The organism is Kitasatospora purpeofusca, from assembly GCF_000718025.1.
In the GTDB taxonomy this organism is placed as follows: Bacteria; Actinomycetota; Actinomycetes; order Streptomycetales; family Streptomycetaceae; genus Kitasatospora; species Kitasatospora purpeofusca.
On record NZ_JODS01000010.1, the window covers coordinates 161,451 to 186,338 of the forward strand.

The window sequence follows — 24,888 nt, forward strand, 5'->3', positions numbered from 1 at the left end:
CAGGCGCCACCCCACAGGCGCCACCCGCACAGGCGCCGCCCACGCGGGTTCAGGCCGTGGAGACCACCACGGTCTTCGCGGCCTTGTCGTGGATGCACTGCCGGTACGGCTTGTCGAACACGCCGAACACGCCGTCGATCAGCCACCAGAGCACGGCGCAGCAGAGCACGGCGGGCAGGATGAAGACCGCCGCCCTGGTCCAGGCGGCCGACGGGGTCGGGGTGTTGCCGTCGACCAGCATGGCCACCCGGACCTTCATGGCCTTCTTGCCGAGGGTCTGGCCGTCCCGGCTGAGCATCACGCCCTCGTAGACGAGCCAGATCCCGCAGGCGAGCCAGAACGAGCCGGCCGAACCGGAGCGGTCGGTGAGGCTGGCGAAGGGCAGGACCAGGACCAGGGCGACGGCCTGGACCAGCAGGTAGTCGATCAGCCGGGCGAGGATCCGGTTGGGCCAGGTGCCGAGCGGGGGCATCCCGGGGACGGGGCCGCCGCCGGGCGCGCCGTATCCGGCGGGGCCCTGCCCGGGCGGTGGCTGGTCGTAGGGCGACTGGCCGTAGGGGCCCTGGCCGCCGGGGGCTCCGCCGTAGGTGCCGCCGTACGCGCCGGGGCCGCCGGCTCCGGGGCCACCGGGGGGCGGCGGGGTGCCGTACGGGTCCGACGGCGCACCTTCCGGCGTGCCGCCGCCCTGCTGCGGGGGCTGCTTGCCGAAGGAGGGCTTGCCGCCCCCCTCCGGCTCGGGGCCTGAGGGGTCGTAGGTACTCATTCCCCGAGTAGAACATCACGCATTCTGTGAATTCGGGATATTCAATCCGTTTTGTCCGCCGAGGCCACCGACAGGGCGGCGTTCAGAGCTGGCGTCAGAGCCGGGGTCAGAGCCGGACGACCCGGGTGCGGGCCGCCCGGTCGTGCCAGCCGCGCCGGGCCGGGCGGTCGAACAGCGGCCAGAGCAGTCCGACCACCAGCAGCGCCGACACCTGCCCGACCAGCCAGCGGACCAGGGACCGGCCGAGCCCGGGGCGGTTCCGGGCGGCGGCCTGGCCCGCCCCGGCCGCGGCGACCACCCGGATCCGGGCGAGCCGCTTGCCGAAGGTCTGGCCGGTGCGGGCGGTCGGCAGGGCCTCGTAGAGCAGGCCGACGAAGAGCAGGATGCCGAGCAGCACGGCGACCTTGCCGAGCACCGTGCCGTCCACCAGCCAGACGTCCACCTGACGGCGGGTGAGACTGCTCGCCATCCGGGCCTGGTCGAGCTTGCGCTGGAGGTGGGCCTCCACGGAGCGGCCGAGCGGGACTCCGGCGGCGACGCCGACCACGGCCAGGACCGCGGTGTCGACCAGCCGGGCGACGAGCCGGCGGCCGAGGCCGGCGGGGCGGAGCGCCGGTGCCGCCCCGGTGCGGCGGCGGGAGGCGGGGGACGACGCCCGGGCGGGCGCCTCGGCAGCGGCGGTGGCAGTGGCAGTAGCGGCGGGGACGGGAACCGGACGGCGGGCGGGAACGGCGGCGGCCGGGGGCGGCTCGACGGCCTCCGCCACGTCCACCACGTCCACCACGTCCACCGCCTCCTCCGGTTCCGACTCCGACTTCGGCCGCGCCCGGAGCTCCACGACGGCGGACGGCACCGGGGCCGAGACCCTCGGCACCGGGACGGCACGCGGCTCGTCCGGACCGGGGGCAACGGGCGAGGCCGCCCCGGAGAACGGCTCGGAGAGCGACGGGGAGAGCGGTGCGGGCACCTCGACCACGGCGGGCACCTCGGCAGGCACCGCACCGGACGCCTCGCCGGACGGCCCCTCCGTCCCGGGAATCACCCCCCAGGACACCCACCGCGGCGCACTCCCCGTCTCCATCAGGCCGCGCTGCGCCCGGGGGTCCGCCTGCCAGCCGGCCGGCTCCGGTACCGACCGGTCCGGCGTCTCCGGGACCGGGTCGGGCACCGGTCCCGCCGTCCCGTCGACCACCACCGGCCCTCCGCCGCGGCGGAACACCGGGCCGTTGTCCGGGGCCGCGAAGGTGAACGACGCCCCGCCCGCCGTCCGGTCCAGGTACACCGGCCCGGTCTCCCCGCCGGACGCCGGTTCCGGCACCGGCGGGGACACCGGCACCGGCACCGGCTCGGCGACCACCGGCGGCGGCACGTACCGGGCCCCGGCACCGGCGCCCGCGGCGGCGGCGGGACGGCGGGTCGCGTACCGGGGCGGCTCCAGCACCTCGCCCTCGGCCGGGGCGGCCCTGCTGGTGCCGGGCACCCAGGCCGAGCCGCCCCAGTAGCGGACGAAACCGGGAACGGACGGGTCGGGGTAGTAGCCCGGCGCGGGGCCGACGGCCGTCTCCGTGCTGCCGCCGGCGTGGGGCCGGTCCGTCATGGGGGTCTCTTTCCTGGCAGGGCCGATGCGGCTCGCCCGGCGAGCGGGGTGTGCGCGACGGTGGCACGGGCGACCCGGATGGCTCCGCCGTCGGCGCGCGCGAGGGGGTTACCGCCGAGGAGGCGGACAGTCGCCGGGCAGTCACAAAGCGTAGTACCTCGGCGGGGGCGCGGTGCGAAGTTGCCCATTCGGGGGACAGCCCGGGGCCGCCCACGGTAAGGAATACGGCGCACATGCCCGACCGTGCGCCCGCCCTTGCCCGTTCACCACTCCGTGTACCACCGGCAACGGGCCGGCCGGGGAGTCCCGGGCCGAAGAAATTCCGGAAACCCGTGTAAGAGCGCTCCCGGGCCGCGCTCTCCCAGGTGACAGGGCCCGACACCGGGCACGAACCGCAGGCAGAGAGGAACCCGATCATGGAGCGCCCGACGAGCGTGGTCGAGCACGAGCTGGAGCTCAACCTGGTGCTCTCCCCCGAGCACAGCGTCCCCGTCCCCGCCCGGCTGTCCTACGGCAGCCACGACCCGTACGCCGTGCACATCACCTTCCACCTGGACACCGGCTCGCCGGTCACCTGGGTGTTCGCCCGCGAGCTGCTGGTGGAGGGCACCTTCCGGCCCTGCGGCCAGGGCGACGTGCGGATCTGGCCGACCAGGTCGGGACGGCGCAGCGTGCTCTGCATGGCGCTGAGCTCCCCGGCCGGGGACGCGCTGCTGGAGGCGCCGCTGCCGGTGGTGGCCGCCTGGCTGGAGCGGGCGCACCGGCTGGTGCCGCCGGGCAGCGAGATGGCCGCGCTGGACATGGACGGCTCGCTGGCCGAGCTGCTCGCGTGAGGCGCCGCGTCCCGGCCCCGCGAACGGACCGGACGGCTCGAACGGATCGGGCGGACCGACGGGGCCCCACCGGCAGCCGGACGACCGTCCCCGACGCCCGTCCGGCCCTCCCCGCCCCCGCCCCCGGTACCCGGGCCGAGTCAGCGGGCCGCGGGGGCCTGCTGACGCTCGCGCGCGGACTCCGACGAACCGCTGTCGCGCTGACCGGGCAGCGCGGTCGGCGCCGCCCCGGCCGCCAGGCGCCGGGCCCGTACGCGTAGCGCGGCGGCCAGCAGGAAGCAGATCCCGACGAGCGGGTAGACCGAGGTCGGGATCTGGTGGAGCGGCGACAGCTCCAGCACCAGCGCGCCCTTGGGCTTGGCGAGCCACATCGCGAACGACAGGAAGGCGATCAGCGTGGCCCCGAAGGCGAGCCGCCAGCGCAGCTTGCGGACGGCGGCCGGGCGGGCCCGTTCGACCGCCGCCTCGCTCGCGAGCAGCACCAGCAGGGGCACGCACCAGACCCAGTGGTGGGTCCAGCTGATCGGCGAGATCAGGACGGCGGTGACGGCGGCGCAGCAGACGCCCCAGGCCTCGGAGCGCGCCAGCCGGCGCGAGCTGCGGGCGGCCCAGGCGGCGACGCCGAGGCCGGCCACCGCGACGGCGACGGCCGCCAGGGTGCCGGCGAGGCCCGGTGCGGGGGTGTGCAGCAGCCGGGCGACGGCGCCGCTGAGCGCCTGGTTGTCGACGATCTCGGTCTTGCCGACCCGCGAGGAGTCGTAGAGGTACTTGGTCCAGAAGCCCCAGGTGGCGTCGGGCAGGACGAGCGCGCCGAGCAGGAAGGTGCCGAGGAAGGTCGCGCCGGCCACGAACGCGGCCCGGATCCGGCCGGTGAGCAGCAGGTAGACCGCGAACAGGCCGGGGGTGAGCTTGATGCCGGCGGCGATGCCGATCGCGACGCCCTTGCTGCGCTTCCCGTCGGGCCGGGTGAGGTCCCAGAGGATGAGGCAGGCCAGCGCCAGGTTGATCTGGCCGTAGCGCAGCGTGGTGTAGACGGGTTCCAGCCAGACTCCGGCGCCGGTGACCAGGATCACGGCGATCGCGCGGAGGTCCCGGCGCGGCCAGCCGACCAGCTTGAACGACAGGTGGGCGAACAGCGCGAGCAGCCCGAGGTTGCAGAGCGTGATCGCGACCCGCAGGAACGGCACCGGGAACCAGGTCGTCGGCACGAACAGCATCGCGGCGAACGGCGGGTAGGTGGCGGGCAGGTTCCACTGGGTGACGCGCAGGCCGTAGAGGTCCCCGCCGTTGACGACGGCGGCGCCCTCGGCCCGGTAGACGATCATGTCGACCATCGAGGTGTGCGCGAAGTGCCGCACCACCGCGTAGCCGAGCAGGGAGACCAGCGCGAGCACGGAGACGATCAGCAGCGGACGGCGCGGGGCCTCGCGCAGGGCGCGGACGGGCGCTCCGAGGGCCGTGCGCAGCCGGTCCGACAGGGGGGCGGGCGTCAGGTCGGGTGGGGTGTCCACCGCGCCGCGCTCGTCTTGCACCGCTGTCACTTCTCGCTCCGTCCGCCGATCGGCCAACCAGCGACGATACCGGATGCCCGGCGGACGGGCCGGTTCGTCTTCGTCACGGAGAGTGATGGTCGGGGAAATTGGAGCCGGCCGGCCGTGCCCCGTTGCGGTCGGGGCACGGACGGCCGGAGTCGGTGCGGCGGACGGGTCCGCCGGGTGCCGTACCAGGTCGGCGGCCCCGGTGGGCCGGTCGGCCGGGGGGCCGTCGCGGACAGGCGGGCCGGTCAGCCGGTGTAGGCGCCCAGGGCCCGGGTGAAGTCCAGCGGCTGCTGGACGATCGAGCTGCAGCTCGCGTCCGCGTACGCCTTGGCGCCGCCCTCGCAGGCCTTGTCGCGGGTGCCGGACCACATCGCCAGCCAGGCCAGGTGCTTGCTCCCGGCGAACTCGGCGAGCTGCTTGGCGTCCGCGACGGTGAAGACCTCGCTGGCCACGTCGTTGACGCCGATCATCGGGGTGACCGCGACCCGGCGCCAGGCGGCCGCGTCGTCCAGGCCGAGCACGCTCTTCACCTGTGCCTGGGTGGCGGTGGCCGCGGCGATGGCGTAGGTGCCCATCCTGCCCTGCGGGGAGGGGGCGACCCCGTCGCCGTAGTCCATCGCCATGATGTTGACCGCCCCGATCGCCACACCGTTGTTCTTGGCGTCGGCGACCAGGTTGACGCCCTCCTGGGTCAGTCCGGAGGGCAGCGCGGGGAGGGTGAAGGAGACGTCCAGGGCCTTGCCCTTGGCGGCGGCGTTCTTCTGCAGCTGGGCGACGGCCTGGGCGCGCCGGGTGTTGGCCGCGGTGTTGGAGATCGCGCCGCCCTCGACGTCGAAGTCGAGCCGGGTGAGGCCGAAGGCGTCGACGGTCCGCTGGTAGACGGCGGTCAGCTCGGCGACCGAGGAGCAGGCGAGGGCGAGCTCGCTGCCGTTGGCGCCGCCGAAGGAGACCCGGACGTCGCCGCCGATCGCCCGCAGGGCGCCGATCCGGGCCGCCACCGCGTCGTCGGCGAGCTCGGTGACGCCGCCCCACTTCGGGGTGCAGCCGCCGCCGGAGACGACGAAGGCCAGGGTGAAGTCCTTGACCCCGGTGGCCTTGGCGGTGGCGACCAGGTCGTACGGCGGGTAGAGCGAGGTGTCGACGTAGGGCGCGAAGCGGCCGCCGCCCGCGGGGGCGGGGGTGCCGGTCGCGGTGGCGGTCGGCGCCGGGGTGGTGGGCACCGGGGTGGTGGGCGCGGCGGTGGCGGTCGTGCTGGCCGACGCGGTCGGAGAGGTCGGGGTGGTCGGGGTGGTCGGCCGGACGGTCGCGGTGCCGGTCGGAGCCGGTGCCCCGGTGGTGGGCCGGGCCGTCCCGGTGGCGGTGGCCGAGGCGGAGGCCGTCGCGGTCGCCGGGACGGAGGCGGAGGCGGACGGCGAGGCGGAGGGCGAGGCCGTCGCGGTACCGGTCGGACGGCCGGAGGGGGTGGGCACGGTGCCGTCCCCGGCCTTGCAGGAGGTCTTGTTGATCAGGCAGTTGCCCGGCTCGGCCTGGGCCGCGCCGGTGCCCTGGGCGACGTAGCCGACCACGACGCTCCGCCCGGGCTCCAGCCGCTTGCTCCACTCCTGGGGCCGGACGGTGATGTGCCCGCCCTCGGCGGTGAAGGTGGCGTTCCAGAGCGAGTCGATCTTCGCGCCGGCGGGCAGGTCGAAGGTGAGCGTCCAGTCCTCGATCGCCCGGTCCGCCGGGTTGGTGACCAGGTACTGGCCGGTGTAGCCGGAGTCCCAGCCGCTGGTGCGGGTGTAGACGGCGCCGAGCGGCGCGGCACTGGCCGAGGAGGCGAGGACGACGACTCCGCCGGCGACCAGGGCGGCGGCGACCGCCGAGGCGCCGAGCACCGTGCCCCTGCGGCTGCGCCGACGGCGGCCGCCGGGGCGGCGGTGGGGCTGCTGGGTCGTCATGGGGCGTACCTCCGGAGCTGGCAGATGCGCGGTCGGGGGGTGACCGGCGCGGCCGACGCGGACGACGCTAGCGGGGCCGAACGGCCGGAATCCGACTGCTGAGCCAGGGGTAGACCTCCCTTACGGCGCGCTTAAGAAACGCGCTCAAGAAAGTGGTCCTCCGGCCCGCCACCGGCCCTGCCCCCGGCCCGGCCCGGCCCGGCGCCGAAACCTTTCTTCAACCGCTCCACGGCACCCCTGCTCAACGCGCGAACAGCGATCCCCGGCCACGGCGCCGGCCGGTCCGGGGCGTGACGGTGCCGTCCGGCCGGGACCGCAGCCGCAGCCTGATCTCGGCCCCGCCCAGCACCGCCGACCGGCCGAGCGCGAGGTCCCCGCCGGTGGCCTCGGCGAGCTTGCGGACGATGTCCAGCCCGAGCCCGGTCGAGCCCTCGCCGCCGTGGCCCTCGCCCCGCACCATGGCGGCCTCCGGATCGGTGAAGCCCGGACCCGCGTCGCCGACCAGCACGATCACCGAACTCCCGGTGGCCAGCACGTCCACCGAGAAGGCGGTGCCGACCCCCGTGTGCCGGAAGACATTGCCGAGCAGCGCGTCCACGGCGGCGGCCAGGTCACCGCGCTGGACCGGGACCGGAGTCTCCCGGTCCGCGCCGGCCAGCTGCCAGCGGCGGCCCTCGTCCTCGGCGAGCGCCGACCAGAAGCCGACCCGCTCACGGATCACCTCGGCCGCGTCGCAGCCGACCGTGACGGCGGGCGCGTCCTCGGGTGCCCGGCGGGCCGAGCGGATGATCTGGTCGACCTCGCGCTCCAGCTGCGCCACCGCGTGCCGGGTGGCGTCGGCCGCGTCGCCCTCGCCCAGCGAGGCCGCGTTGAGCCGCAGCACGGTCAGCGGGGTGCGCAGCCGGTGCGACAGGTCGGCGGCCAACTCCCGCTCGGCGGCCAGCAGCTGGACCACCCGGTCGGCCATGGCGTTGAACGCGTGGGCCGCCTCCCGCAGCTCCTCGGGGCTGCCGGCGGCCTGCTTGCCGTCCACCGGCACCCGGACGGCGAGGTCGCCCGCGCCGAGCGAACGGGCGGCGGCGGCGAGCCGGCGGGCCGAGCCGACGATCCGGGCGCCCATCCGGTCGGCGACCAGCACCGAGACGGCGACCAGGCCGAGCGCGACCCCGGAGAGCACCTGCCAGGCGGTGGCGACGCCCCGGGTGAGGTCGCCGTCGGCCACGAACACCTCGACCACGGCGGTCCGGGCGGTGTCCACCGCGACCGGCTGGAGCAGCGCGTAGCCGCCCGGGACCTCGACGGTGAAGGAGCGGCCCTGGCCCCCGGCGCTGGCCACATCGGCGGCCAGTGCCCGGACTTCGCCGATGGTCGCGCCGGCGGCCGGCCCCGATCCCGCGGCGGCGCCCGCCACCGCGGGGTCCGAGACCTTCCCCGCCGGGGCCGTACCTCCCTGGGCCGTGCCCCCCTGGGCCGTCCCGCCGGAGGCCGTCGCACCGGGCGCCGAGGCCACCCCGCCGGCGCCGCCCGGTCCCGACAGCGCCCCCGCGCCGGCCCCGGCCGCCCCGGCCGGCGGCAGGTGCACCGCCATCCGCCCCTGGGTGCCGGCGTCCGTCGAGGCCACCGCCCGGGCGATGGCGTCCTGGTCGGTGGTGATGGCCAGGGCCGGGCCGAGCGCCGCCGCCTGCCGCTCCGCGGCCGTGAACGCCCGGTCCCGGGCGGTCTGCTGGACCATCAGGCCGAGCGGGATGAGGAAGGCCAGCGCGACCATCGTGGTACCGGCCACGGCGGCCTTGATCAGGGCCCAGCGAAGCGAGTGCCGCAACCGCCTCATGTCCGGCGCTCCACCGGGACGGGCCCGGGCCCGGCGGGATGCCCGGACGCCTCCAGCCGGACCCCGACCCCGCGCACGGTGTGCAGATAGCGCGGGCTGGACGCCGTCTCCCCGAGCTTGCGGCGCAGCCAGGACAGGTGCACGTCGATCGTCTGGTCACCGCCGTAGGTCTGCCGCCACACCTCCGCCAGGATCTCCTTGCGGGGCACCACCACGCCCGGGCGGGCGGCGAGGAAGGCCAGCAGGTCGAACTCACGCCGGGTCAGGTCCAGCGCCCGCCCGTCCAGGGCGGCCTCCCGGCGCTGGAGGTCGATCGCCAGCCCGCCGACCCTGAGCACCTGGCTGACCGGGGCCGCCCCGCCGCCGAGCCGGCGCAGCACGGCGGCCATCCGGGCGCTGAGGTGCTCCCCGGAGAACGGTTTCACCAGGTAGTCGTCGGCGCCGTCGTTGAGCAGCCGGACGATCTCGGCCTCGTCGTCGCGGGCGGTGGAGATGATGACCGGCACGTTGGTCAGGCCGCGGATCATCTTGAGCGCCTCGCTGCCGTCCAGATCCGGCAGTCCGAGGTCCAGGATCACCAGGTCGCAGCCGACCTGGGCGACCTCGCGCAGCGCCTCGAGTGCCGTGCCCACGCTGCGGACCGCGTGGCCGGTGTCGGACAGGTGGCGGATGAGGGCGGATCGTACGAAGGGGTCGTCCTCGACCACGAGCACTGTTGCCATGGGGCTGCACGGTACGGCATCGGCCCCGAATGGTCTGTACCTCGGGGTCGCCCCGGGCAGCGCTTCGTGAACCTTCGGGAAGGGTTCGCCCGGAACGTCGCGGGTTTGTGCAAGTCCCCTGTGGAAGTGCGGGGGTGCCCACCTGCCGGGAGCGGTGATGGGGCAGGATGTGCGCACTATGCGGAACGGACTGGTACAGCTCGGCGCCTGGGCGGCGGCCACCGGGGCGGCGGTGGCGCTGTCCTGGTTCGGCGTGCACACGGTGCTGACCGGGGCCGCGTTCGAACAGCCCACCGCGCTGCCGCTGCCCTCGCCGGCGTCGGCCGGTGGCGCGAGACCCACGCCGACACCGTCGGCGGAACCCACGCAGTCGGCCGGCCGGCCGGATCCGGCCGCGCCGCCGTCCACCGCCCCGGTGTCGGCCACCCCGTCCAAGGCCGCTTCCCCGGCCGCCGCCGCGCCGACCGCGGCCCCGTCGACCGCCGCCGCCGTGTCGCACCGCCCGGCGCCGGCCACGAGCACGACGTCCTCCGTCCGCAGTTATCTCGTCCCGGGCGGCAAGGTCGCCCTGGACCTCGGGCCCGACCGGGCCTCGCTGGTCACGGCCGCCCCGGACCCGGGCTGGCAGATGCAGGTCTGGGACGGCCCGCAGTGGATCCGGGTGGACTTCACCAAGGACAACCAGGCCAACTCGGTGTTCGTCTACTGGAACGGGCACCCGCCGGTGGTCGACACCGTCACCCGCTGAGCGGGTCCGGCCCGCGCCCCCGGCGCTCCGTCACCACCGCTCGAAGGGCACGTAGCCCGGCAGGTAGGGCCCCCGGTAGCGGGACCGGTCGACCAGGGTGTGCCTGGTCCCGCCGGGCACCCCGATCGCGGCGAGCACCACCGTGCCGTACGCGTCCCGCACCTCGTACGGCTCGGCGAGCGAGGCCGCGCCCCGGTCGACGGCGTAGTCGTAGGCGTAACAGACGTCCGGCACGGCCACCGCGAGGTCGATCACGCCGTCGCCGTGCCGGGCCAGGTGGCCGGCCAGCTCCCGGCCGCGCGGGCCGATCACCTGGACCAGCGAGGTCAGCACGAAGCGGGTGCCGGGCCCCTGCAGTACGTAGGAGACGATCTCGGGTTCACCGGTCTCGGGCCCGGCGTACGCCGCGCAGCGCAGGCCGAGCGCGACCGCGTACCGGTGGGCCGCCCGTTCGGCGTCGCCGACCACGAAGACCACCGCGTCGGCGCGGCCCATCGGGAGGAGGCCGGGCTCGTCGGGCCCGGCGGCGGTGAGCAGCACGGGTTCGGCGGCGGTGTCGGTCATGTCAGCCCTCCCGGTGGGGGTACGGGACCACGGTTCCGCTCGCGGACCGGTGGGGGCCGGCGCGCGGGGTTGTGGCTGGAGGGTGGCGCCGGGGCGACATCCGCGCAACTGTTCCGTTTCCTCCTGGTCAAGCTGTGCTCCGGGGCGGGAGAATCGGCCGCGCCGCTGTACACAATGCCCACCCGAGGACGGAGCCCGTGATGCCCCCCGCCCACGCCGCCAGCCCGACGGGCGCGCCCGGATCGCCCAACTCGCCCACCGGGCAAGGGCATTCCGGCACCACTCCGCCCCCTGCCGGAACCGCGGCCGGAACCGGGACCGGAGCCGGGACCGGAGCTGCGACCGGAGCCGGGGTCCCGGCCGGGGCGGCCGCGGGGAGCACCAACGACGCCATCGACGCCCTGGACGGCCGGCTGATCCGGCTGCTCGCCGAGGAGCCCCGGATCGGCGTCCTGGAGTGCTCGCGCCGGCTCCAGGTGGCCCGCGGCACGGTGCAGGCCCGGCTGGACCGGCTCCAGGCGCGCGGGGTGATCGGCGGCTTCGGCCCCGAGGTGGACCCGGCGGCGCTCGGCTACCCGGTGACGGCCTTCGCGACCCTGGAGATCTCCCAGGGCCAGGGCGCGGACGTGCGCGCGCACCTGGCGGCGGTGCCGGAGGTGCTGGAGCTGCACACCATCACCGGGCACGGCGACATGATGGTCCGGATCGTGGCCCGGTCGAACGCCGATCTGCAGCGGGTGATCGACCGGGTGGTGGGCTTCGACGGGATCGTCCGCTCCTCCACCGCGATCGCGCTGGAGAACCCGGTGCCCTACCGGATCCTGCCGCTGGTCGACCAGGCCGCCGCCGAGTAGCCCACCGCCCCGGCCACCCGACCGCTCGGCTGCTCGGCCGCTCGGCAGAACCCGGCGACCCGGCGGCTCAGCACCCCGGAACGGCCCCGCCCGACTGCAGCGCCTCCAGCACGGAGACGGACTCCCCGAGCGTGCCGACCGGCACCAGCCGCAGCCCCGCCGGGAGGTTCACCTTGGCGTCCGAGCACTCGTCCTTGGGCACCAGGAAGACGGTCGCGCCGTCCCGCGCCGCCGCCTGGGTCTTGAGCGGCACACCGCCGACCGGGCCGATCACACCCTGGTCGTCGATGGTCCCGGTGCCGGCGACGGTCTGCCCGCCGGTGAGGTCGCCGCCCTTGCCGTCCCCGCGGAGCTTGTCGACGATGCCGAGCGCGAGCATCTGCCCGGCGCTGGGGCCGCCGATGTCACCGAGGTCGATCTTGACCTTCACCTGCGCGGGCGACAGCTGGAGGTAACCCAGTGCGGCCGTGGTGGCGGCGTCCTGGGACTCGGTCATCTGCTGGGCGGTGACCTCGTTGGCCTTGGCCGGGTCGCCCTGGGGGTAGACGGTCTCGCTGGGCCGGACGGCCTCGTCCTCGTCGAACCAGGCCTGCAGCGAGCGCCACAGCGTGGTCCGCTCCCCCGGGTTGGTCGCCGAGATGGTCACCATCCGCAGCTGCCCCTGGGTGGCGCGGACCGGGGCGCCGGTGACGGTGAGCACCGGACGGCCCTGGTAGCTGCCGAGGGTGTCCGCGGTCACGCCGGGGAAGGTCAGCGTGTAGGGCAGCGGGACGAAGGCGGCCACCCCGAACAGCGCGGCGACCGTCGCGCCGCAGAGCGCGAGGGCCCGGGTCCGGGGGGAGGTCAGGGCCTTGGGCAGCTTGGTGTCGGACACAGAGGCATCCAAACACACCGGGGCCGTCCGGCGGGCACGCACACGGCCACCCGAACGGCCCACCCGGCGGCTCGGGCGGTCAGCGCAGCGCGTCGGCGACCTCGGTGGCCGCCTCCACCACCCGGGGGCCGACCCGCTCCGGGACCAGCCCGTTCAGCATCACCACGCCGACGCTGCCCTCGATGCCGCTCAGTCCGAGCAGCGCCGCGGCGGCGCCGGACGCGCCGGACTGCTCCTCCGCCCGGGTGATGACGAAGCCCTGCTCCGGCCGGCGCTGGCTGGGGAAGGTCCGGGCCTCCAGGATCGCCCGGCCCGCCGCGCTCTCCCCGAGGGGGTGGCGCAGCCCGGTCCGGTAGGCGACGTGGAAGTCGGTCCAGCTGGGTTCGACGACGGCCACCGCGAGCGCCTCGTTGCCGTCCACCAGGGTCAGGTGGGCGGTGGCCCCGAGGTCCTCGGCGAGGCTGCGCAGCGCGGGCAGTGCCGCCTCGCGCAGCAGCGGGTGCACCCGGTGGGCGAGCCGCAGCACGCCCAGGCCCACCCGGGCCCGGCCGCCGATGTCCCGGCGGACCAGCCCGTGCTGTTCCAGGGTCGCCAGCAGCCGGTAGACGACGGTCCGGTTGACGGCGAGGCGGGCCGCCAGTTCGGTCACGGTGAGCCCGCGCTCCGAGTCGGCGAGGAGTTTGAGGACCCGGACTCCCCGGTCCAGGGTCTGGGAGGTCTCTGCAGTCACGACGCGCAATTCCTTTCCGCGGCGGTCGCGGATCGGCTGGCCGGTCCGGGACTCGGTGGTCGCGCGCAGGGGGGTGGCCGCGCCAGGGCCGCGGTGTGTCGTCCTTGACGTCCTGGGGCCCTGCGGCGCCCGTCCGGCGGGGGTTGCCCGGCGGGAGAGCGTGGGGGAAAGGTAGTGAAGGAATTGCGGCGGCGGAAGTGTTTGTCCAAAATTCGGTCAAGATCAATTCTTCCGGGCCGGACAGAAGCGGACGAACCCCCGCATTCCACCCGGCCCGACCGGGCGCAAGTTCGAGCACAGTCCGAAGTCCGGACAGACAGCCGGGACCGGAGGAGCCGGGCGACCGACCCGGAACAGCCCCGGAGCGCCCGGGAACGACCCGGAGCACCCCGGCAGCACCCCCCGAACGCCGACCCGGCCACCCCGCCGGCGAATCCGGCGGAATGGCAGGCCCACAGACCGGCGGACCCACAGGCCCACCGGCCCGCGGCCCCGACGGATCGTTACTTCGCCCACTCCCGGATCTTGGCGATCCGCGCCTTCAGCTGGTTCGCGGTGGCCTGCGCGGTCAGCGGACCGCCGCACTGCCGGCGCAGCTCGTTGTGGACCGTGCCGTGCGGCTGGCTGGTGCGGTGGTGCCAGGCGGCCACCAGCGCGTTCAGCTCCTTGCGCAGCTCCCGCAGCTCCTGATGGGTCACCACCGGCCGCTGCTCGGCCGGCAGCTCCAGCAGGTCGGCCTCCTCGGCCGGCTTGCCCTTGCTCCGCTGGATCTGCCGGTGCTGACGCTTCTGCAGCAGCATCTGCACCTGGTCCGGCTCCAGCAGGCCCGGGATGCCGAGGTAGTCCTCCTCCTCCTCGCTGCCCGGGTGCGCCTGCATCCCGAACTCCATGGCGTTGTAGAGCACCCGGTCGAAGACCGCCTCGGAGCCCAGCGCCTCGTAGGAGAACTCGTCGCCGCCCGCGCCGTCCGGGCCGTCGTTGGCCCGCTCGGCCTCGGCGAGCAGCCGGTCCTCCTCGTCGAAGAGGCCCTCGCCCTCCTTCTTCGGCCGGTCCAGCACATGGTCGCGCTGGAGCTCCATCTCGTTGGCGAAGCCCAGCAGCATCGGGACGGTCGGCAGGAAGACGGAGGCGGTCTCGCCGCGCTTGCGGGCGCGCACGAAGCGGCCGACGGCCTGGGCGAAGAACAGCGGGGTGGAGATCGAGGTGGCGTAGACGCCGACGCACAGCCGGGGCACGTCGACGCCCTCGGACACCATGCGGACCGCGACCATCCAGCGCGAGGTCCCGGCCGCGTAGTCGGAGATCCGCTGCGAGGCCTCGGTCTCGTCGGAGAGCACCAGGGTGACCTTCTCGCCGCTGATCTCGCGCAGCATCTTGGCGTAGGCGCGGGCCACGTTCTGGTCGGTGGCGATCACCAGGCCGCCGGCGTCCGGGATCGCCTTGCGGACCTCGGTGAGCCGGCGGTCGGCGGCCTGCAGCACGGAGGGGATCCACTCGCCCTGCGGGGAGAGCGCGGTGCGCCAGGCCTGGGCGATGAGGTCCTTGGTCATCGGCTCGCCGAGCCGGGCCTCCAGCTCGTCGCCGGACTTGGTGCGCCAGCGCATGTTGCCGCTGTAGGACAGGAAGATCACCGGACGGACGACGTGGTCGGCGAGCGCGTGCCCGTAGCCGTAGGTGTAGTCGGCGACCGACTTGCGGATGCCGTCGCCCCCGGCCTCGTACTGGACGAAGGGGATCGGGTTGGTGTCCGAGCGGAACGGCGTACCGGTCAGCGCGAGGCGCCGGGAGGCCGGCTCGAAGGCCTCGAAGCAGGCCTCGCCCCAGGACTTCGAGTCACCGGCGTGGTGGATCTCGTCCATGATGACCAGCGTCTTGCGGGCCTCGGTGCGGTTGCGGTGCAGCATCGGGTTCACGCCGACGCCCGCGTAGGTGACCACGATGCCGTGGTACTCCCGGGAGAGCGGACCGGAGGAGTAGCCCGGGTCCAGCTTGATGCCTATCCGGGCGGCGGCCTCGGCCCACTGCTTCTTCAGGTGCTCGGTGGGCGCGACCACGGTGATCTGCTGCACCAGGTGGTTGTGGAGCAGGTACGAGGCCAGGGTCAGCGCGAAGGTGGTCTTACCGGCGCCCGGGGTCGCGACCGCGAGGAAGTCGCGCGGCTGGTTCTCGATGTACTTGTCCAGCGCCCCCTGCTGCCACGCCCGGAGCTTGCCCGCCGTACCCCAGGGGGCACGGCCGGGGAAGGCCGGGGACAGCTGGTGCGAGGTGGTCGGCGCGGCATGGCCGACGGCCCGGACGGGCGCGTGCGACTCGTTCGCGTCGGAGAAGAGCGGCATCGGGGCGGCGGCAGTACTCACGGTCTCCGAGGGGGGATCATCGCAGGTCAGAGGCGTTTTCGCGGCCTCGATCCACGGTCGGACGGCGTTCGGACAACCCACCCAGCGTACCGGTCCCGGCGTCGTTCGGGCGGCCACGGCGGCGCCGGGCCGGGCGGGCGTCCGCCCTGCCCGGGGCGGGTGCGGCCGGAAATCGATGTGAGGTGGATCACAGCGGAATTCCGGGAAACCCGGGTAAGCGGAACCCCTCCCACCGCCTCTCTTCGGGGTGAGGCCGCTCCACCCTCCACCGCCCGCCGCGGCCTCACCAGCGAAGGGAAGCGCCGTGCACGCCACCGCCGAAGAGACCGTCCAGGCCCGACTGATCCTGTCCGCGCACCGGTCCGCCCGGCTGCGGGTCACCCTGACCTATCGGACGGACGACCCGCTCGCGGTCCGGATGGCCTTCCCCGGCGAGTTCTCGCTGGACGAGCCCACCGCCGCGGCCGGGCCGGAGGGCGGCGACATCGTCTGGGTCTTCGCCCGCCGGCTGCTCGCGGGCGGCCTGGAGCTGCCCTCCGGCGTCGGCGACGTGCAGGTGCGGCCCGGACCCGGCCGGAGCACCCTGGTCGAGCTGCGCGCGCCCGAGGGCACCGCGCTGGTCCGGTTCGACGCCGCCGACCTGCGGCGCTTCCTGTGGCGCAGCCGCCTGCTGGTGCCCGAGGGCGAGGAGCACCTGTACCTGGACGCCGACCGCGCCCTCGCCGAGCTGCTCGGCTGAGCGGGGCGGCCCGGGTACGGCGGACGCCGGTCGTCCGGGACCGAGGTCCCGGACGACCGGCGTGACGAGGAGCAGGCATCCGGCTAGGACGACAGCTTGCGCATCAGCCGCACGCCCTGCGTCGGCGTGAGGTGCGGCAGGTACGCCTTGCCGATCGCCCGGGTGATGCTGGGCAGCGCCGCCGGGTCGGGGTACGCCATGTACATCGGCCGGTACTCCGGCTGGAACTTCGCCTTGAAGGCGAGCAGCGAGCGAAAGCCGTACACCGGCTCCAGCACCCGGCCCAGCCAGTCCAGGGTCTTCTGCAGCCCGGTGGGCGGCTCCTTCTCCGAGCGGGCCAGCGGCGCGCCGGAGAGCGAGAGGAAGCGCGCGCCCTCCTGCTTGAAGCCGAGCGCGGCCGAGGCGATCAGGAACTCGGTGACGCCGCGGAAGCCGTCCGAGCGCCGCCGCATGAAGTCCAGCGTCCAGCCGACCGGCTCGCCGTTCTCGTAGACCGGCATCCAGCTGGTCAGGCCGTGCACACTGCGGTCCTCGTCGATCGCGAGCAGCAGCCGCACCGCCGGGTCGTCCAGCTCCTCCAGGCCGCCGAGGGTGAACCCCATCTCGGGCAGGCCCTTCTCGGAGACCCACTCCTCGGAGATGGCCCGGATCTGCTCCTTCAGCGCCAGCGGGGCCTCGTGGTAGGACCACCACTCGGCGGTGATGCCCTGCTTGCCGGCCTTGTTGAGCGCGGTCCTGATGTCCTGCCACTTGCGGCCGGTGAAGGCGAGGTCGGGCAGGGCGACGACGGTGTCCTCGGCGACCTGGAGCGAGCGCCAGCCGAGCTCCCCGGCCGCGGCCCGGGTCTGCGGGGTGACGCTGTAGAAGCACGGCGTCCAGCCCTTGGCGTCGCAGTACCGGGCGAAGCCGGCCACCGCGCGGTCCCGGGCCGCCGGGTCGCCGAAGGGGTCGCCGGTGGTCAGCGCCACGGTGTTCAGCACCCGGTAGGCGACGGCGGCCCGGCCCTCCTCGTCGAACCAGTAGTGGTTGCCGTCCCAGGTGGTGAGGAAGGACAGCGTGCCGCCGCCGTGCTCGGTGAGCAGGGCCCGGGCCCGGGCGGCGTCCTCGGCGGCGACCTGGACCACCGGCCGGCGGAAGGTCAGCAGCAGCGCGGCCAGCGCGACCGCCCAGAAGCCGAGCCCGCAGTACGTCTCCAGGGCGCGGGCGAACGGCCCGACCGCGATCGGGTAGTCCGGCAGCAGGTCGTTGTAGGCGGGCGGCAGGAACTGCGCCGGCAGCCCGTGGACCAGCCCGCGGAAGGTCGCGCCCGGCTCGAACTGCCCGGCGGCCAGGACGCCCAGCCCGGTGTAGGCGGCGGAGGCGACGACCAGCGCCCCGCCGACCACCGCGAACAGCCGGCCGAGCACCGCGCCCGGCAGCCGCAGCGTGAAGCGCTTGCGGGTGGCCAGCAGCAGGCCGACGGTGACCATCGGCAGCAGCAGCGCCTCGACGAAGTACTGGACGACGTCGCTCGAACCGGTGCTGGTCTCCGCGAACAGGACGACCAGCATCGCGGTCCAGAGCAGCTCGGTGGCGACGGTGATCCGCCAGGCGAAGCGCAGGCCGCGGCGCAGGCCCTCGGCGAGCACCAGCAGCAGGGCCGGGAAGAGCGTGGCCATCAGCCGGGCCGGGGTGTCGAAGATCCGCTGCACGGCGTGCGCGCGGGCGCAGTCGTGGGCCGAGACCGAGCAGAAGTCGGCCACCTCGTCCGGGGTGAGCCGGTGCGAGAGGTAGATCTCCGAGAAGGTGTTGAACGGGCCGGCCGCGTTGTCGTACAGCGAGGCGATCATCGGGCCGAGCGCGGCGGCGACCAGGCAGAGCGCGACCAGCACCCGGGTCTCGGTGTGGGAGGAGCGGTGCGAGCGCAGGTGCGGGCGGCGGCGGAACAGCAGCGCGCCGGCGGCGAGGCCGACCAGCGCCCCGCTGAAGCGCTGGACGCTCTGCAGGTGCCCCACGTACAGCGCCATCACCAGCGGCATCAGCAGCACCAGCAGGTGCAGCCGCCGGCGCCAGAGCACGGTGAGCCGGTAGCCGAGCACGCCGGCCAGCGCGAACAGGCCGACGCCGGGGCCGACCGCGGTCTGGCCCGCTATGGAGAGGGTCCACTGCTCGCCGAGCTTCGCGCCGACCACGACCACGACGGTCCCGGCCATGACGCCGGCCAGCTGTCCGGCGACCAGCACCGCGACGGTGCGCAGCCGGCCGAGGCGGCGCTCGGCGGCCGGGCCGACCAGGAGCAGCAGCAGGCTGGTGAAGACGTAGGCGCCGATGCCGGAGCACCAGAACAGCGAGGTGAGGGGCGTCCACCAGCGGCCCGCGTGCAGGGTCGGCCGGCCGATGCCGACCTGCTCCAGCAGGGCGTCGGACGGCCCCCGGGTGAGGCTGCCGGTGGCGGCGCCGACGGCCCACAGGCCGACCAGCAGCACCAGGGTCAGCGGCGCCTCGCCGAGCCGGGCGGCCAGCCGGGCGACGAGCCCCGCGGCCGCGCGGACGACCCGCTGCCGGGGCCGCGGCGCGGGCGCGCCGGGGCCCGGGGCGCCGCCGTCGGACCCGCCGGAGTCGGCGGACGCGGCGTCGGCGCGGTTGGAGCCGGCCCCGGTACGGAAGGGCCTGGGCACGAGCAGGCGCGACTGTCCCCCGCCGCGGCTCTGCTCCTGCTCGGCGGCGACTCCCGGGGAGGCGCCGAGCAGGGTCACCGGATCATCCCGGTCTGCTGTGCCAGCCAGGGCAGCTGGTCGGCGATGCCGGGCCGGAAGATGATCCAGCCGTGCCCGCCGGGCATGAGGTCGAACTTGGCCTGCATTCCCGCCTCCACGACCGCGCGGTACACCTTCTCCTGCTGCGGCCGGAACTCGTCGTCGTCACGGCCGACCACGATGGCCCCCGCGGTGTCCGGGAACTTCTTCCGCGCCATCACCTGGAGCGGGTCGACGGCGGCGAACTTCGCCGCGTCGCCGTCGTAGGCCGCCTGGACGGTCTCCTCACGGGTGCCGAGGGTGGGCTCGTCCTGACCGGACATGTCGAGGAACGAGCCGTAGACCTCGGGCGCGTTGACGGCGAGCTGGAGCGCGCAGGTGCCGCCCATCGAGGCACCGGCGATCACCCAGTTCTTGCGGCCCTCGGCCGTCTGGAGGTTGGCGTGCACCCAGGCCGGCACGTCCTCGGCCAGGAAGGTCTGGACATTGGCGATCTTGGAATCGAGGCAGAGCGTGTTGTTCCAGGTCGAGCCCAGCTGGTCGACCATCACCACGATCGGGGCCAGCCCGTGGTGCTCGGCGGCGAAGGCGTCGAGGGAGTCGGCGATCTGGCCGCCGAACACCCAGTCGCCCGGCGTGCCCGGCTGGCCGGCCAGCAGCACGACCACCGGCAGCAGCGGACGGGGAGTGGCCTGGTAGGCCGGCGGCAGGTACACGTACCCGTCGCGGGACTCGAAGCCGGACTTGGTGCCCGGGACGGCGACGGAGGAGACGGTGCCCTTGGCCGGGAGGTCCGCGGGCGGCTGCCAGACCTCCTCCAGCACCTTGCCGGGCGGGCGGCCGATGGTGGCGGCGGCCTTCCCGGTGGTCAGCTCCTGGGTCTTCTCCAGCCACGGCGCCAGCATCACCCGGCCGGTCGGGTACTGGTCGAAGCCCCGGTTCACCTGGGAGGAGGCCATCAGCAGCACCAGGGCCCCGGCGCCGACCGCCAGCAGCCTGCGGCGCAGCGTGCTGCCGCGCATCCGGAAGGCGACCAGGGAGAGCCCGAGCAGACCGACGGCTATCCACCAGGTGACGTAGTGCGGGGTCCCCTCGGGGAAGGGGTGCCACCAGTCGTCGACGGCGGTGTCCAGCAGCAGGCTGAGCGCCGCCGCCGTGACCAGGGCCGCGGGCAGTCGGCGGCGCCACCACCCGCGGGTGCGGGAGTAGCAGGCGAGGAACAGCAGTGAACCCCAGCCGGCCACCAGGACGGCGCGCGGGATCGGGCCGCGGGTCAGCGGCCAGTCGATCGGGTTCCAGCTCAGGGCGAGGGAGACGGTGGTCATACGTTCGTCCCCGAACGCCTGGTGTCGGCCAGGAAGCCGTAGGCGACGACGTTGCCGTCGTAGCCCCGCTCCTCGCTGTAGCCTCCGCCGCAGGTGATCACCCGCAGCTGGGCATCGGCGGCCTGGCGGTACACCCGGTCGTCCGGGAAGTCCTTTCGGTCGTGCACTTCGATGGCGTAGAGCTGGTAGACCGCGGTGCGGCCGTCCTCGCGGAGGATCTCGATCCGGTCCCCGCGGTGCAGCGCGCCCAGGTCGTAGAAGACGGCGGGCCCGCTGTGGTTGTCGACATGGCCGGCGATGATCGCCGTGCCGCGCTGGCCGGGGGTGGCACCGTCCCGGTACCAGCCGGCGAGGTTTCGGTCCTCCTCGGGAGGGGTCTGGAGGTGGCCGTCCCGGTCGAGGCCGAGGCCGGTGACCGGGGCGTCGAGCCGCACGGCCGGGATCCGGATCCTGGTCGGCCGGGAGGGGCCGAGCGGTGGCACCACGGAGACCGGTGCGAAGCCGGTGAGGGCCTGCCCGCTGCCGGGGGCCGGGGGGAGTACGGCGTGACCGCCGTCGGTGAGCAGCCATGCTCCCAGCACGAGCGCGGCGCCGACCGCCAGGGTACCCGGCCACGGGCTCCTGCTCTGCTGGGCGCCCACCGGCGCTCCCCTCTGCTGACGTCGGACGGTTGCCGGTTTCTGGGAGATGTCTGAGAACAATGCAACCGGATCGGACCTTATGCCACATCCATACGATGGTCGTACTCACTCCCCCCGATCGGCAGGGTCCGAGGGGCCCGACATGGTCCGCGCGGGTGAGTCGTCACCGTGACGCCACACTCCGGTCACCTGGCGGTTGTCCGGTGAAGGGACAATCTCTTCATCTGACACTCAGGAACGTCATCGCGGTTGCATCCTTCGGGCGATGAGTTCCGACCGTTCGTGGTGGAGCGTTGACCGCTTCCGATCACATGCCATGCTGACCCCGTTCACAGGCCTATCACCGCACTTGTCCCACCGGACCCCCGTCCGGCGGACGGTCGCGCGCGCCTGCCGTGCCCCGCCCCCGCGCACGCCCCACGAACGGAGTGACCATGGACGCCCTCTCCCGCCGCACCCTGCTGGCCGCGGGTGCCGCCGGAGCCGCCAGCCTCGCCGCGGGCTGCGCGAGCCGGACCGGTCCCGACGGCGCGCAGGCGAACACTCCGGCCCCGGTCCCGGCCACCCCGGCCGAGGACCACGCGACGACCCCGACCGAGGCCGCCAAGCCCCCGGTCACCCTGATCGGCGACGGCTCCACCTCGGACACCGGCCCGCAGCCGAACCAGCCCACCCTCGAACCGCTGCGGCCCGGCCAGCGCCCGCCCCAGTTCGTCGTCTTCTCCTGGGACGGCGCCGCCGAGCTCGACAACGGCCTGTTCGCCCGCTTCCGCCGGCTCGCCCGGGAGCACAACGCGTCCATGACCTTCTTCCTCAGCGGCTCCTACCTGCTGCCCGAGGCGAAGAAGGACCTCTACCGCCCGCCGCAGCACAAGGTCGGCGCCTCCGACATCGGCTACCTCAGCGACCAGCACATCCACGACACCCTGGAGAACCTCCACGCCGCCTGGCTGGAGGGGCACGAGATCGGCACCCACTTCAACGGCCACTTCTGCGGCGCCAACGGCGTCGGCCAGTGGTCCCCCGAGGACTGGGACAGCGAGATCGAGCAGGCGATGGGCTTCGTCACGAACTGGCGGACCAACACCGGCTTCAGCGACCTGCCGGCACTGCCCTTCGACTACCGCAAGGAGCTGATCGGCAGCCGCACCCCCTGCCTGGAGGGCCAGCGCAACCTGCTGCCCACCGCCGTCCGGCGCGGCTGGCGCTACGACAGCAGCGGCAACGGGACCCAGGTGTGGCCGCAGAAGATCCAGGGCGGCGCGCTCTGGGACCTCCCGCTGCAGTCCATCCCCTTCCCCGGACACACCTTCCAGGTGCTGTCGATGGACTACAACATCATGTTCAACCAGTGCGGCAGCAACACCAAGGCCGACCCTGCGCTCCACCCCGGTTACCAGACCCAGGCCCGGGAGGCCTACCTGCTGGGCTTCGAGCGCGCCTACACCACCAACCGCGCCCCGTTCGTCATCGGCAACCACTTCGAGGAGTGGAACGGCGGCATCTACATGAACGCCGTCGAAGAGGTGATCAAGGCGATCGCCGACCGGCCCGAGGTGCGGATGGTGTCCTTCCGCCAGCTGGTCGACTGGCTGGACGCCCAGGAGCCGGCGCTGCTGCGCAAGCTGCAGAGCCTCGCCCCCGGCCAGGCACCGCCCGGGGGCTGGGAGACCTTCTGATTGTCGCCCGCTCGCCTCCGGGGCAGGGCTCGGGGCGGGTTTCCACCCGTTCGCGCACAGGTGGGGGCCGGGGGCGCCCGCTCAGGCGGCCTTGCGGACCCGGCCGGAGACCAGGGCGCCGAGCAGCGCCACCCCGGCCATGACCCCGAAGATCACCGCGAAGGCGCCGGTCGAGCCGGCGCCCGTCGCGCCGTCGTGGACGGCGGCCACCGAGCCGCCGCCCAGCGCCCCGAACAGCACCCCCGCCAGACCCATCAGCAGCACATTGCCCAGCGCGTCGCTCACCTGGAGCGAGGCCGAGTTGGCGCCGGCGTCCTCCGGCGTGGACAGCTTCATCATCAGCACGCTGATGCTCGCCACCGCCAGGCCCATGCCGATCCCGCCGACGCCCCAGGCCACCGCCGCCACCCAGGCGGGCACCGCCGGGACCAGCACCAGCGCCGCGCCCGCGATGGCCACCGCGGTCAGCACGAAACCGCCGCGGATCATCAGCGTCCGGTGGCGCTCCGCCCCCGGCCGGCCCTGGATCCAGGAGCCCAGCGCCCAGGACAGGCCGCCGCTGGTGAGGGTGAGGCCGGCCAGCGTCGGCGAGAGCCCGCGCTCGGTCCTCATCATCAGCGGGATGAACGCCTCGGCCGCGAAGAACGCCCCGGCCGCGACCCCGCGCAGCAGGATCACCGTCGGCAGCCCGCGCCCGGCCCGCAGCGTCCCGGCCGGCAGCAGCCCCAGCACCGCCGGGAGCAGCAGCGCCGCCCCCACGGCGGCCGGCAGCAGTCCGGGCAGGTCGAGCCGCTGGCCCGCGTACTGCAGCAGACCGGCGCCGACCGCGGCCATCGCGGCCAGCCCGGTGCGGCGGCGGTCGAACGCGGCGCCCTTGAGCAGCGGCTGCTCACGCTCCGAGCGGCGCAGCGCCGGGCCCATCACCGCGAGCGGCAGCAGGATCAGCGCCGGCACGGCGAGGAAGACCCAGCGCCAGCCGATGTGCTGGGTGACCGCCCCGGAGACCAGCGGGCCGACGATCGAGGGCAGCACCCAGGCCGCCGAGAAGGCCGCGAAGACCGAGGGCCGCAGCCGCTCGGGGTAGGCCCGGCCGACCACCACGTACAGGGCGACGATCACCAGGCCGCCGCCGAGGCCCTGGAGCGCCCGGCCGCCCACGAAGATCCACATCCCGGGTGCCGCCCCCGCCACCAGGAGACCGGCGCCGAACACCGCGATGCCGGTGAAGAGGGGTCGCAGCGGCCCGCTGCGGTCGCACCACTGTCCGGAGACCACCAGGGCGAACAGGGTGGTGGTGAAGTAGCCGGAGAAGGCGAAGGCGTACAGCCCGAACCCGTCGAGCTCGCCGGCGGCGACCGGCATCGCGGTGTTGACGGCCGTCGCCTCGAAGGCGATCACCAGGACCACCGAGACGATGCCCAGGGTCAGCGCCCGGAAGCGGTCGCCCATGACCCCTCCGCCGGGGTCGGTCGATATCGGAACGGAGGCGGTGTCGGCCGACACGGGGGAGGCTGTGGTCATACGTATGATCGTAAGGCGCATCTGGCCCGATGGCCCCTGACCGTGGTCGTAGTCCCACTCCTCCCCCGGTCCTAGGACGGGAGGGTCGCGGGAGGGTCAGTGCAGCACCTTCAGGCCCACCACGCCGGAGACGATCAGGAGCAGGCAGCCGATCCGGGCCAGGGTCGCCGCGTCACCGAGCACGGCCATGCCGTAGAGCGCGGTACCCACCGCGCCGATGCCGACCCAGACCGCGTAGCCGGTGCCGATCGGGATCGTGCGCATCGCGTACGCCAGTCCGCCCATCGAGAGCGCCAGGGCGATGCCGAACACCACGGTCGGGACCAGCCGGGAGAAGCCCTTGGAGTTCTCCAGGGCCACCGCCCACACCGTCTCCAGGACACCGGAAATAATCAGAACGAGCCAAGCCATGACGGCCGTACCTCCGCAGTCGGCAGCGGCCGGGTTGCCGCTGTCACTGCGCCGTCTTGTCGTGACCGGGTACGACGCGCTCGTCCGGGGCGGCCGCGAGGACCACCTGTTCCCGACCGTAGCACACCCGGTCGGGAATCCCGCCACACAGAATTTGCAACAGGATATTGACGCTCCGCCCGGTATTCCGCCAGACTGAATTCATCAACACGGCGAACGACGACAAGGAGTCGGACATGGACAGGAGGACGGCGGCCCTCGCGCCCCGCACCTGCACCACCGCTCCCCGGTGTTGTCGCGCCTGTCGCTGCTGCCGCTGCGCCTGAGCGCACCCGCAGTTCCAGCCCGCACCACCAGCCCCACCCCATGGCCGTGTGCCCGAGTGGTTTAGGGAACCGCCTGCAAAGCGGTGCACACGGGTTCGATTCCCGTCATGGCCTCCAGAAAACGAATTGCCGGTCCGGCGCCGAAATGGCGCCGCCCGGCAAT

20 protein-coding genes, 1 tRNA gene and 1 riboswitch are annotated in these 24,888 nt (G+C 74.3%); of the genes, 6 read left to right on the forward strand and 15 right to left on the reverse strand.

Features of this window, described 5'->3' with window-relative positions; translation table 11 throughout:
- Positions 1 to 49 precede the first annotated feature (49 nt).
- Together IF01_RS51010 and IF01_RS0116860 are read right to left on the reverse strand one after the other, a co-directional pair.
- On the reverse strand, positions 50 to 763 hold the full coding sequence (locus tag IF01_RS51010) for an RDD family protein (RefSeq protein WP_030394249.1): 714 nt from the start codon (positions 761 to 763) through the stop codon (positions 50 to 52).
- Positions 764 to 869: 106 nt separating this feature from the next.
- Positions 870 to 2,360: an RDD family protein gene (locus IF01_RS0116860; RefSeq protein ID WP_030394250.1), complete on the reverse strand. Its 1,491-nt coding sequence runs from the start codon at positions 2,358 to 2,360 to the stop codon at positions 870 to 872.
- 416 nt (positions 2,361 to 2,776) lie between these two features.
- Between IF01_RS0116860 and IF01_RS0116865 the strand changes: the two genes are divergently transcribed.
- On the forward strand, positions 2,777 to 3,193 hold the full coding sequence (locus tag IF01_RS0116865) for an SsgA family sporulation/cell division regulator (RefSeq protein ID WP_030394251.1): 417 nt from the start codon (positions 2,777 to 2,779) through the stop codon (positions 3,191 to 3,193).
- A gap of 140 nt (positions 3,194 to 3,333) precedes the next feature.
- On the opposite strand, the gene IF01_RS41835 is transcribed toward IF01_RS0116865, so the two are convergent.
- From IF01_RS41835 to IF01_RS0116885, 4 genes are all read right to left on the reverse strand, one after another.
- A complete protein-coding gene (locus IF01_RS41835) occupies positions 3,334 to 4,734 on the reverse strand; it encodes a glycosyltransferase 87 family protein (RefSeq protein ID WP_078880029.1) in 1,401 nt (466 codons plus the stop codon).
- Positions 4,735 to 4,976: 242 nt separating this feature from the next.
- The gene (locus tag IF01_RS0116875) at positions 4,977 to 6,668 is read right to left on the reverse strand and encodes a glycoside hydrolase family 18 protein (RefSeq protein WP_030394253.1); all 1,692 of its coding nucleotides are present in this window, start codon (positions 6,666 to 6,668) and stop codon (positions 4,977 to 4,979) included.
- 241 nt (positions 6,669 to 6,909) lie between these two features.
- A complete protein-coding gene (locus IF01_RS41840) occupies positions 6,910 to 8,499 on the reverse strand; it encodes a sensor histidine kinase (protein ID WP_037779995.1) in 1,590 nt (529 codons plus the stop codon).
- Positions 8,496 to 9,221: a response regulator transcription factor gene (locus IF01_RS0116885; RefSeq protein ID WP_078880030.1), complete on the reverse strand. Its 726-nt coding sequence runs from the start codon at positions 9,219 to 9,221 to the stop codon at positions 8,496 to 8,498. The genes IF01_RS41840 and IF01_RS0116885 overlap by 4 nt, the downstream gene beginning before the upstream one ends.
- A gap of 178 nt (positions 9,222 to 9,399) precedes the next feature.
- On the opposite strand from IF01_RS0116885, the gene IF01_RS0116890 reads away from it, so the two are divergent.
- Positions 9,400 to 9,969, forward strand: a complete 570-nt coding sequence (locus IF01_RS0116890; protein WP_037779999.1) for a hypothetical protein — start codon at positions 9,400 to 9,402, stop codon at positions 9,967 to 9,969.
- A 30-nt stretch (positions 9,970 to 9,999) separates the two neighbouring features.
- Here IF01_RS0116890 and IF01_RS0116895 read toward each other — a convergent pair whose 3' ends face one another.
- A complete protein-coding gene (locus tag IF01_RS0116895; protein WP_051742541.1) occupies positions 10,000 to 10,533 on the reverse strand; it encodes a VOC family protein in 534 nt (177 codons plus the stop codon).
- A 392-nt stretch (positions 10,534 to 10,925) separates the two neighbouring features.
- Between IF01_RS0116895 and IF01_RS0116900 the strand changes: the two genes are divergently transcribed.
- The gene (locus tag IF01_RS0116900) at positions 10,926 to 11,387 is read left to right on the forward strand and encodes an Lrp/AsnC family transcriptional regulator (RefSeq protein WP_030308163.1); all 462 of its coding nucleotides are present in this window, start codon (positions 10,926 to 10,928) and stop codon (positions 11,385 to 11,387) included.
- A gap of 67 nt (positions 11,388 to 11,454) precedes the next feature.
- Here IF01_RS0116900 and IF01_RS0116905 read toward each other — a convergent pair whose 3' ends face one another.
- From IF01_RS0116905 to IF01_RS0116915, 3 genes are all read right to left on the reverse strand, one after another.
- A complete protein-coding gene (locus IF01_RS0116905; protein ID WP_030394258.1) occupies positions 11,455 to 12,261 on the reverse strand; it encodes a S16 family serine protease in 807 nt (268 codons plus the stop codon).
- Between the two features lie 79 nt (positions 12,262 to 12,340).
- Positions 12,341 to 12,991, reverse strand: a complete 651-nt coding sequence (locus tag IF01_RS0116910; RefSeq protein WP_030308168.1) for an IclR family transcriptional regulator — start codon at positions 12,989 to 12,991, stop codon at positions 12,341 to 12,343.
- A 503-nt stretch (positions 12,992 to 13,494) separates the two neighbouring features.
- Entirely contained in the window at positions 13,495 to 15,327 is a 1,833-nt protein-coding gene (locus tag IF01_RS0116915; RefSeq protein WP_051742540.1) for a DEAD/DEAH box helicase, read from the reverse strand.
- Positions 15,328 to 15,652: 325 nt separating this feature from the next.
- On the opposite strand from IF01_RS0116915, the gene IF01_RS0116920 reads away from it, so the two are divergent.
- Positions 15,653 to 16,087, forward strand: a complete 435-nt coding sequence (locus IF01_RS0116920) for an SsgA family sporulation/cell division regulator (protein ID WP_030394260.1) — start codon at positions 15,653 to 15,655, stop codon at positions 16,085 to 16,087.
- 83 nt (positions 16,088 to 16,170) lie between these two features.
- Here the strand turns inward: IF01_RS0116920 and IF01_RS0116925 are convergent, their stop codons facing one another.
- The 3 genes from IF01_RS0116925 to IF01_RS0116935 are packed head-to-tail and all read right to left on the reverse strand — an operon-like array spanning position 16,171 to position 20,788.
- Entirely contained in the window at positions 16,171 to 18,822 is a 2,652-nt protein-coding gene (locus IF01_RS0116925) for a rhomboid family intramembrane serine protease (protein WP_051742539.1), read from the reverse strand.
- Positions 18,819 to 20,147: an alpha/beta hydrolase gene (locus IF01_RS0116930; RefSeq protein ID WP_051755506.1), complete on the reverse strand. Its 1,329-nt coding sequence runs from the start codon at positions 20,145 to 20,147 to the stop codon at positions 18,819 to 18,821. Before IF01_RS0116930 ends, IF01_RS0116925 begins: the two co-directional genes overlap by 4 nt.
- Complete coding sequence (locus IF01_RS0116935; RefSeq protein ID WP_030394263.1) at positions 20,144 to 20,788, reverse strand: class F sortase; 645 nt, start codon at positions 20,786 to 20,788, stop codon at positions 20,144 to 20,146. The genes IF01_RS0116930 and IF01_RS0116935 overlap by 4 nt, the downstream gene beginning before the upstream one ends.
- A 434-nt stretch (positions 20,789 to 21,222) precedes the next feature.
- On the opposite strand from IF01_RS0116935, the gene IF01_RS0116940 reads away from it, so the two are divergent.
- Positions 21,223 to 22,467 (forward strand): polysaccharide deacetylase family protein, encoded by a 1,245-nt coding sequence (locus IF01_RS0116940; RefSeq protein WP_030394264.1) that lies wholly within the window; start codon positions 21,223 to 21,225, stop codon positions 22,465 to 22,467.
- An 81-nt stretch (positions 22,468 to 22,548) separates the two neighbouring features.
- On the opposite strand, the gene IF01_RS0116945 is transcribed toward IF01_RS0116940, so the two are convergent.
- Both IF01_RS0116945 and IF01_RS0116950 read right to left on the reverse strand, forming a co-directional pair.
- Positions 22,549 to 23,988 carry an MFS transporter gene (locus IF01_RS0116945; protein WP_037780001.1) on the reverse strand — a complete coding sequence of 480 codons (1,440 nt, stop codon included), beginning with the start codon at positions 23,986 to 23,988 and terminating at the stop codon, positions 22,549 to 22,551.
- Positions 23,989 to 24,084: 96 nt separating this feature from the next.
- Positions 24,085 to 24,399: a DMT family transporter gene (locus IF01_RS0116950; protein WP_030394266.1), complete on the reverse strand. Its 315-nt coding sequence runs from the start codon at positions 24,397 to 24,399 to the stop codon at positions 24,085 to 24,087.
- Positions 24,400 to 24,444: 45 nt separating this feature from the next.
- Positions 24,445 to 24,509, reverse strand: a riboswitch (guanidine-III (ykkC-III) riboswitch).
- Between the two features lie 258 nt (positions 24,510 to 24,767).
- On the opposite strand from IF01_RS0116950, the gene IF01_RS0116960 reads away from it, so the two are divergent.
- A tRNA-Cys gene (locus IF01_RS0116960) sits at positions 24,768 to 24,842 on the forward strand.
- Positions 24,843 to 24,888: the final 46 nt, after the last annotated feature.

Excerpts from the sequence above, each read along its gene's own strand:
- IF01_RS51010 (WP_030394249.1), bottom strand. The coding sequence starts at position 763 with ATGAGTACCTACGACCCCTCAGGCCCCGAGCCGGAGGGGGGCGGCAAG.
- IF01_RS0116860 (WP_030394250.1), bottom strand. The coding sequence starts at position 2,360 with ATGACGGACCGGCCCCACGCCGGCGGCAGCACGGAGACGGCCGTCGGC.
- IF01_RS0116865 (WP_030394251.1), top strand. The coding sequence starts at position 2,777 with ATGGAGCGCCCGACGAGCGTGGTCGAGCACGAGCTGGAGCTCAACCTG.
- IF01_RS0116875 (WP_030394253.1), bottom strand. The coding sequence starts at position 6,668 with ATGACGACCCAGCAGCCCCACCGCCGCCCCGGCGGCCGCCGTCGGCGC.
- IF01_RS41840 (WP_037779995.1), bottom strand. The coding sequence starts at position 8,499 with ATGAGGCGGTTGCGGCACTCGCTTCGCTGGGCCCTGATCAAGGCCGCC.
- IF01_RS0116885 (WP_078880030.1), bottom strand. The coding sequence starts at position 9,221 with ATGGCAACAGTGCTCGTGGTCGAGGACGACCCCTTCGTACGATCCGCC.
- IF01_RS0116890 (WP_037779999.1), top strand. The coding sequence starts at position 9,400 with ATGCGGAACGGACTGGTACAGCTCGGCGCCTGGGCGGCGGCCACCGGG.
- IF01_RS0116895 (WP_051742541.1), bottom strand. The coding sequence starts at position 10,533 with ATGACCGACACCGCCGCCGAACCCGTGCTGCTCACCGCCGCCGGGCCC.
- IF01_RS0116915 (WP_051742540.1), bottom strand. The coding sequence starts at position 15,327 with ATGCCGCTCTTCTCCGACGCGAACGAGTCGCACGCGCCCGTCCGGGCC.
- IF01_RS0116930 (WP_051755506.1), bottom strand. The coding sequence starts at position 20,147 with ATGACCACCGTCTCCCTCGCCCTGAGCTGGAACCCGATCGACTGGCCG.
- IF01_RS0116940 (WP_030394264.1), top strand. The coding sequence starts at position 21,223 with ATGGACGCCCTCTCCCGCCGCACCCTGCTGGCCGCGGGTGCCGCCGGA.
- IF01_RS0116945 (WP_037780001.1), bottom strand. The coding sequence starts at position 23,988 with ATGACCACAGCCTCCCCCGTGTCGGCCGACACCGCCTCCGTTCCGATA.
- IF01_RS0116950 (WP_030394266.1), bottom strand. The coding sequence starts at position 24,399 with ATGGCTTGGCTCGTTCTGATTATTTCCGGTGTCCTGGAGACGGTGTGG.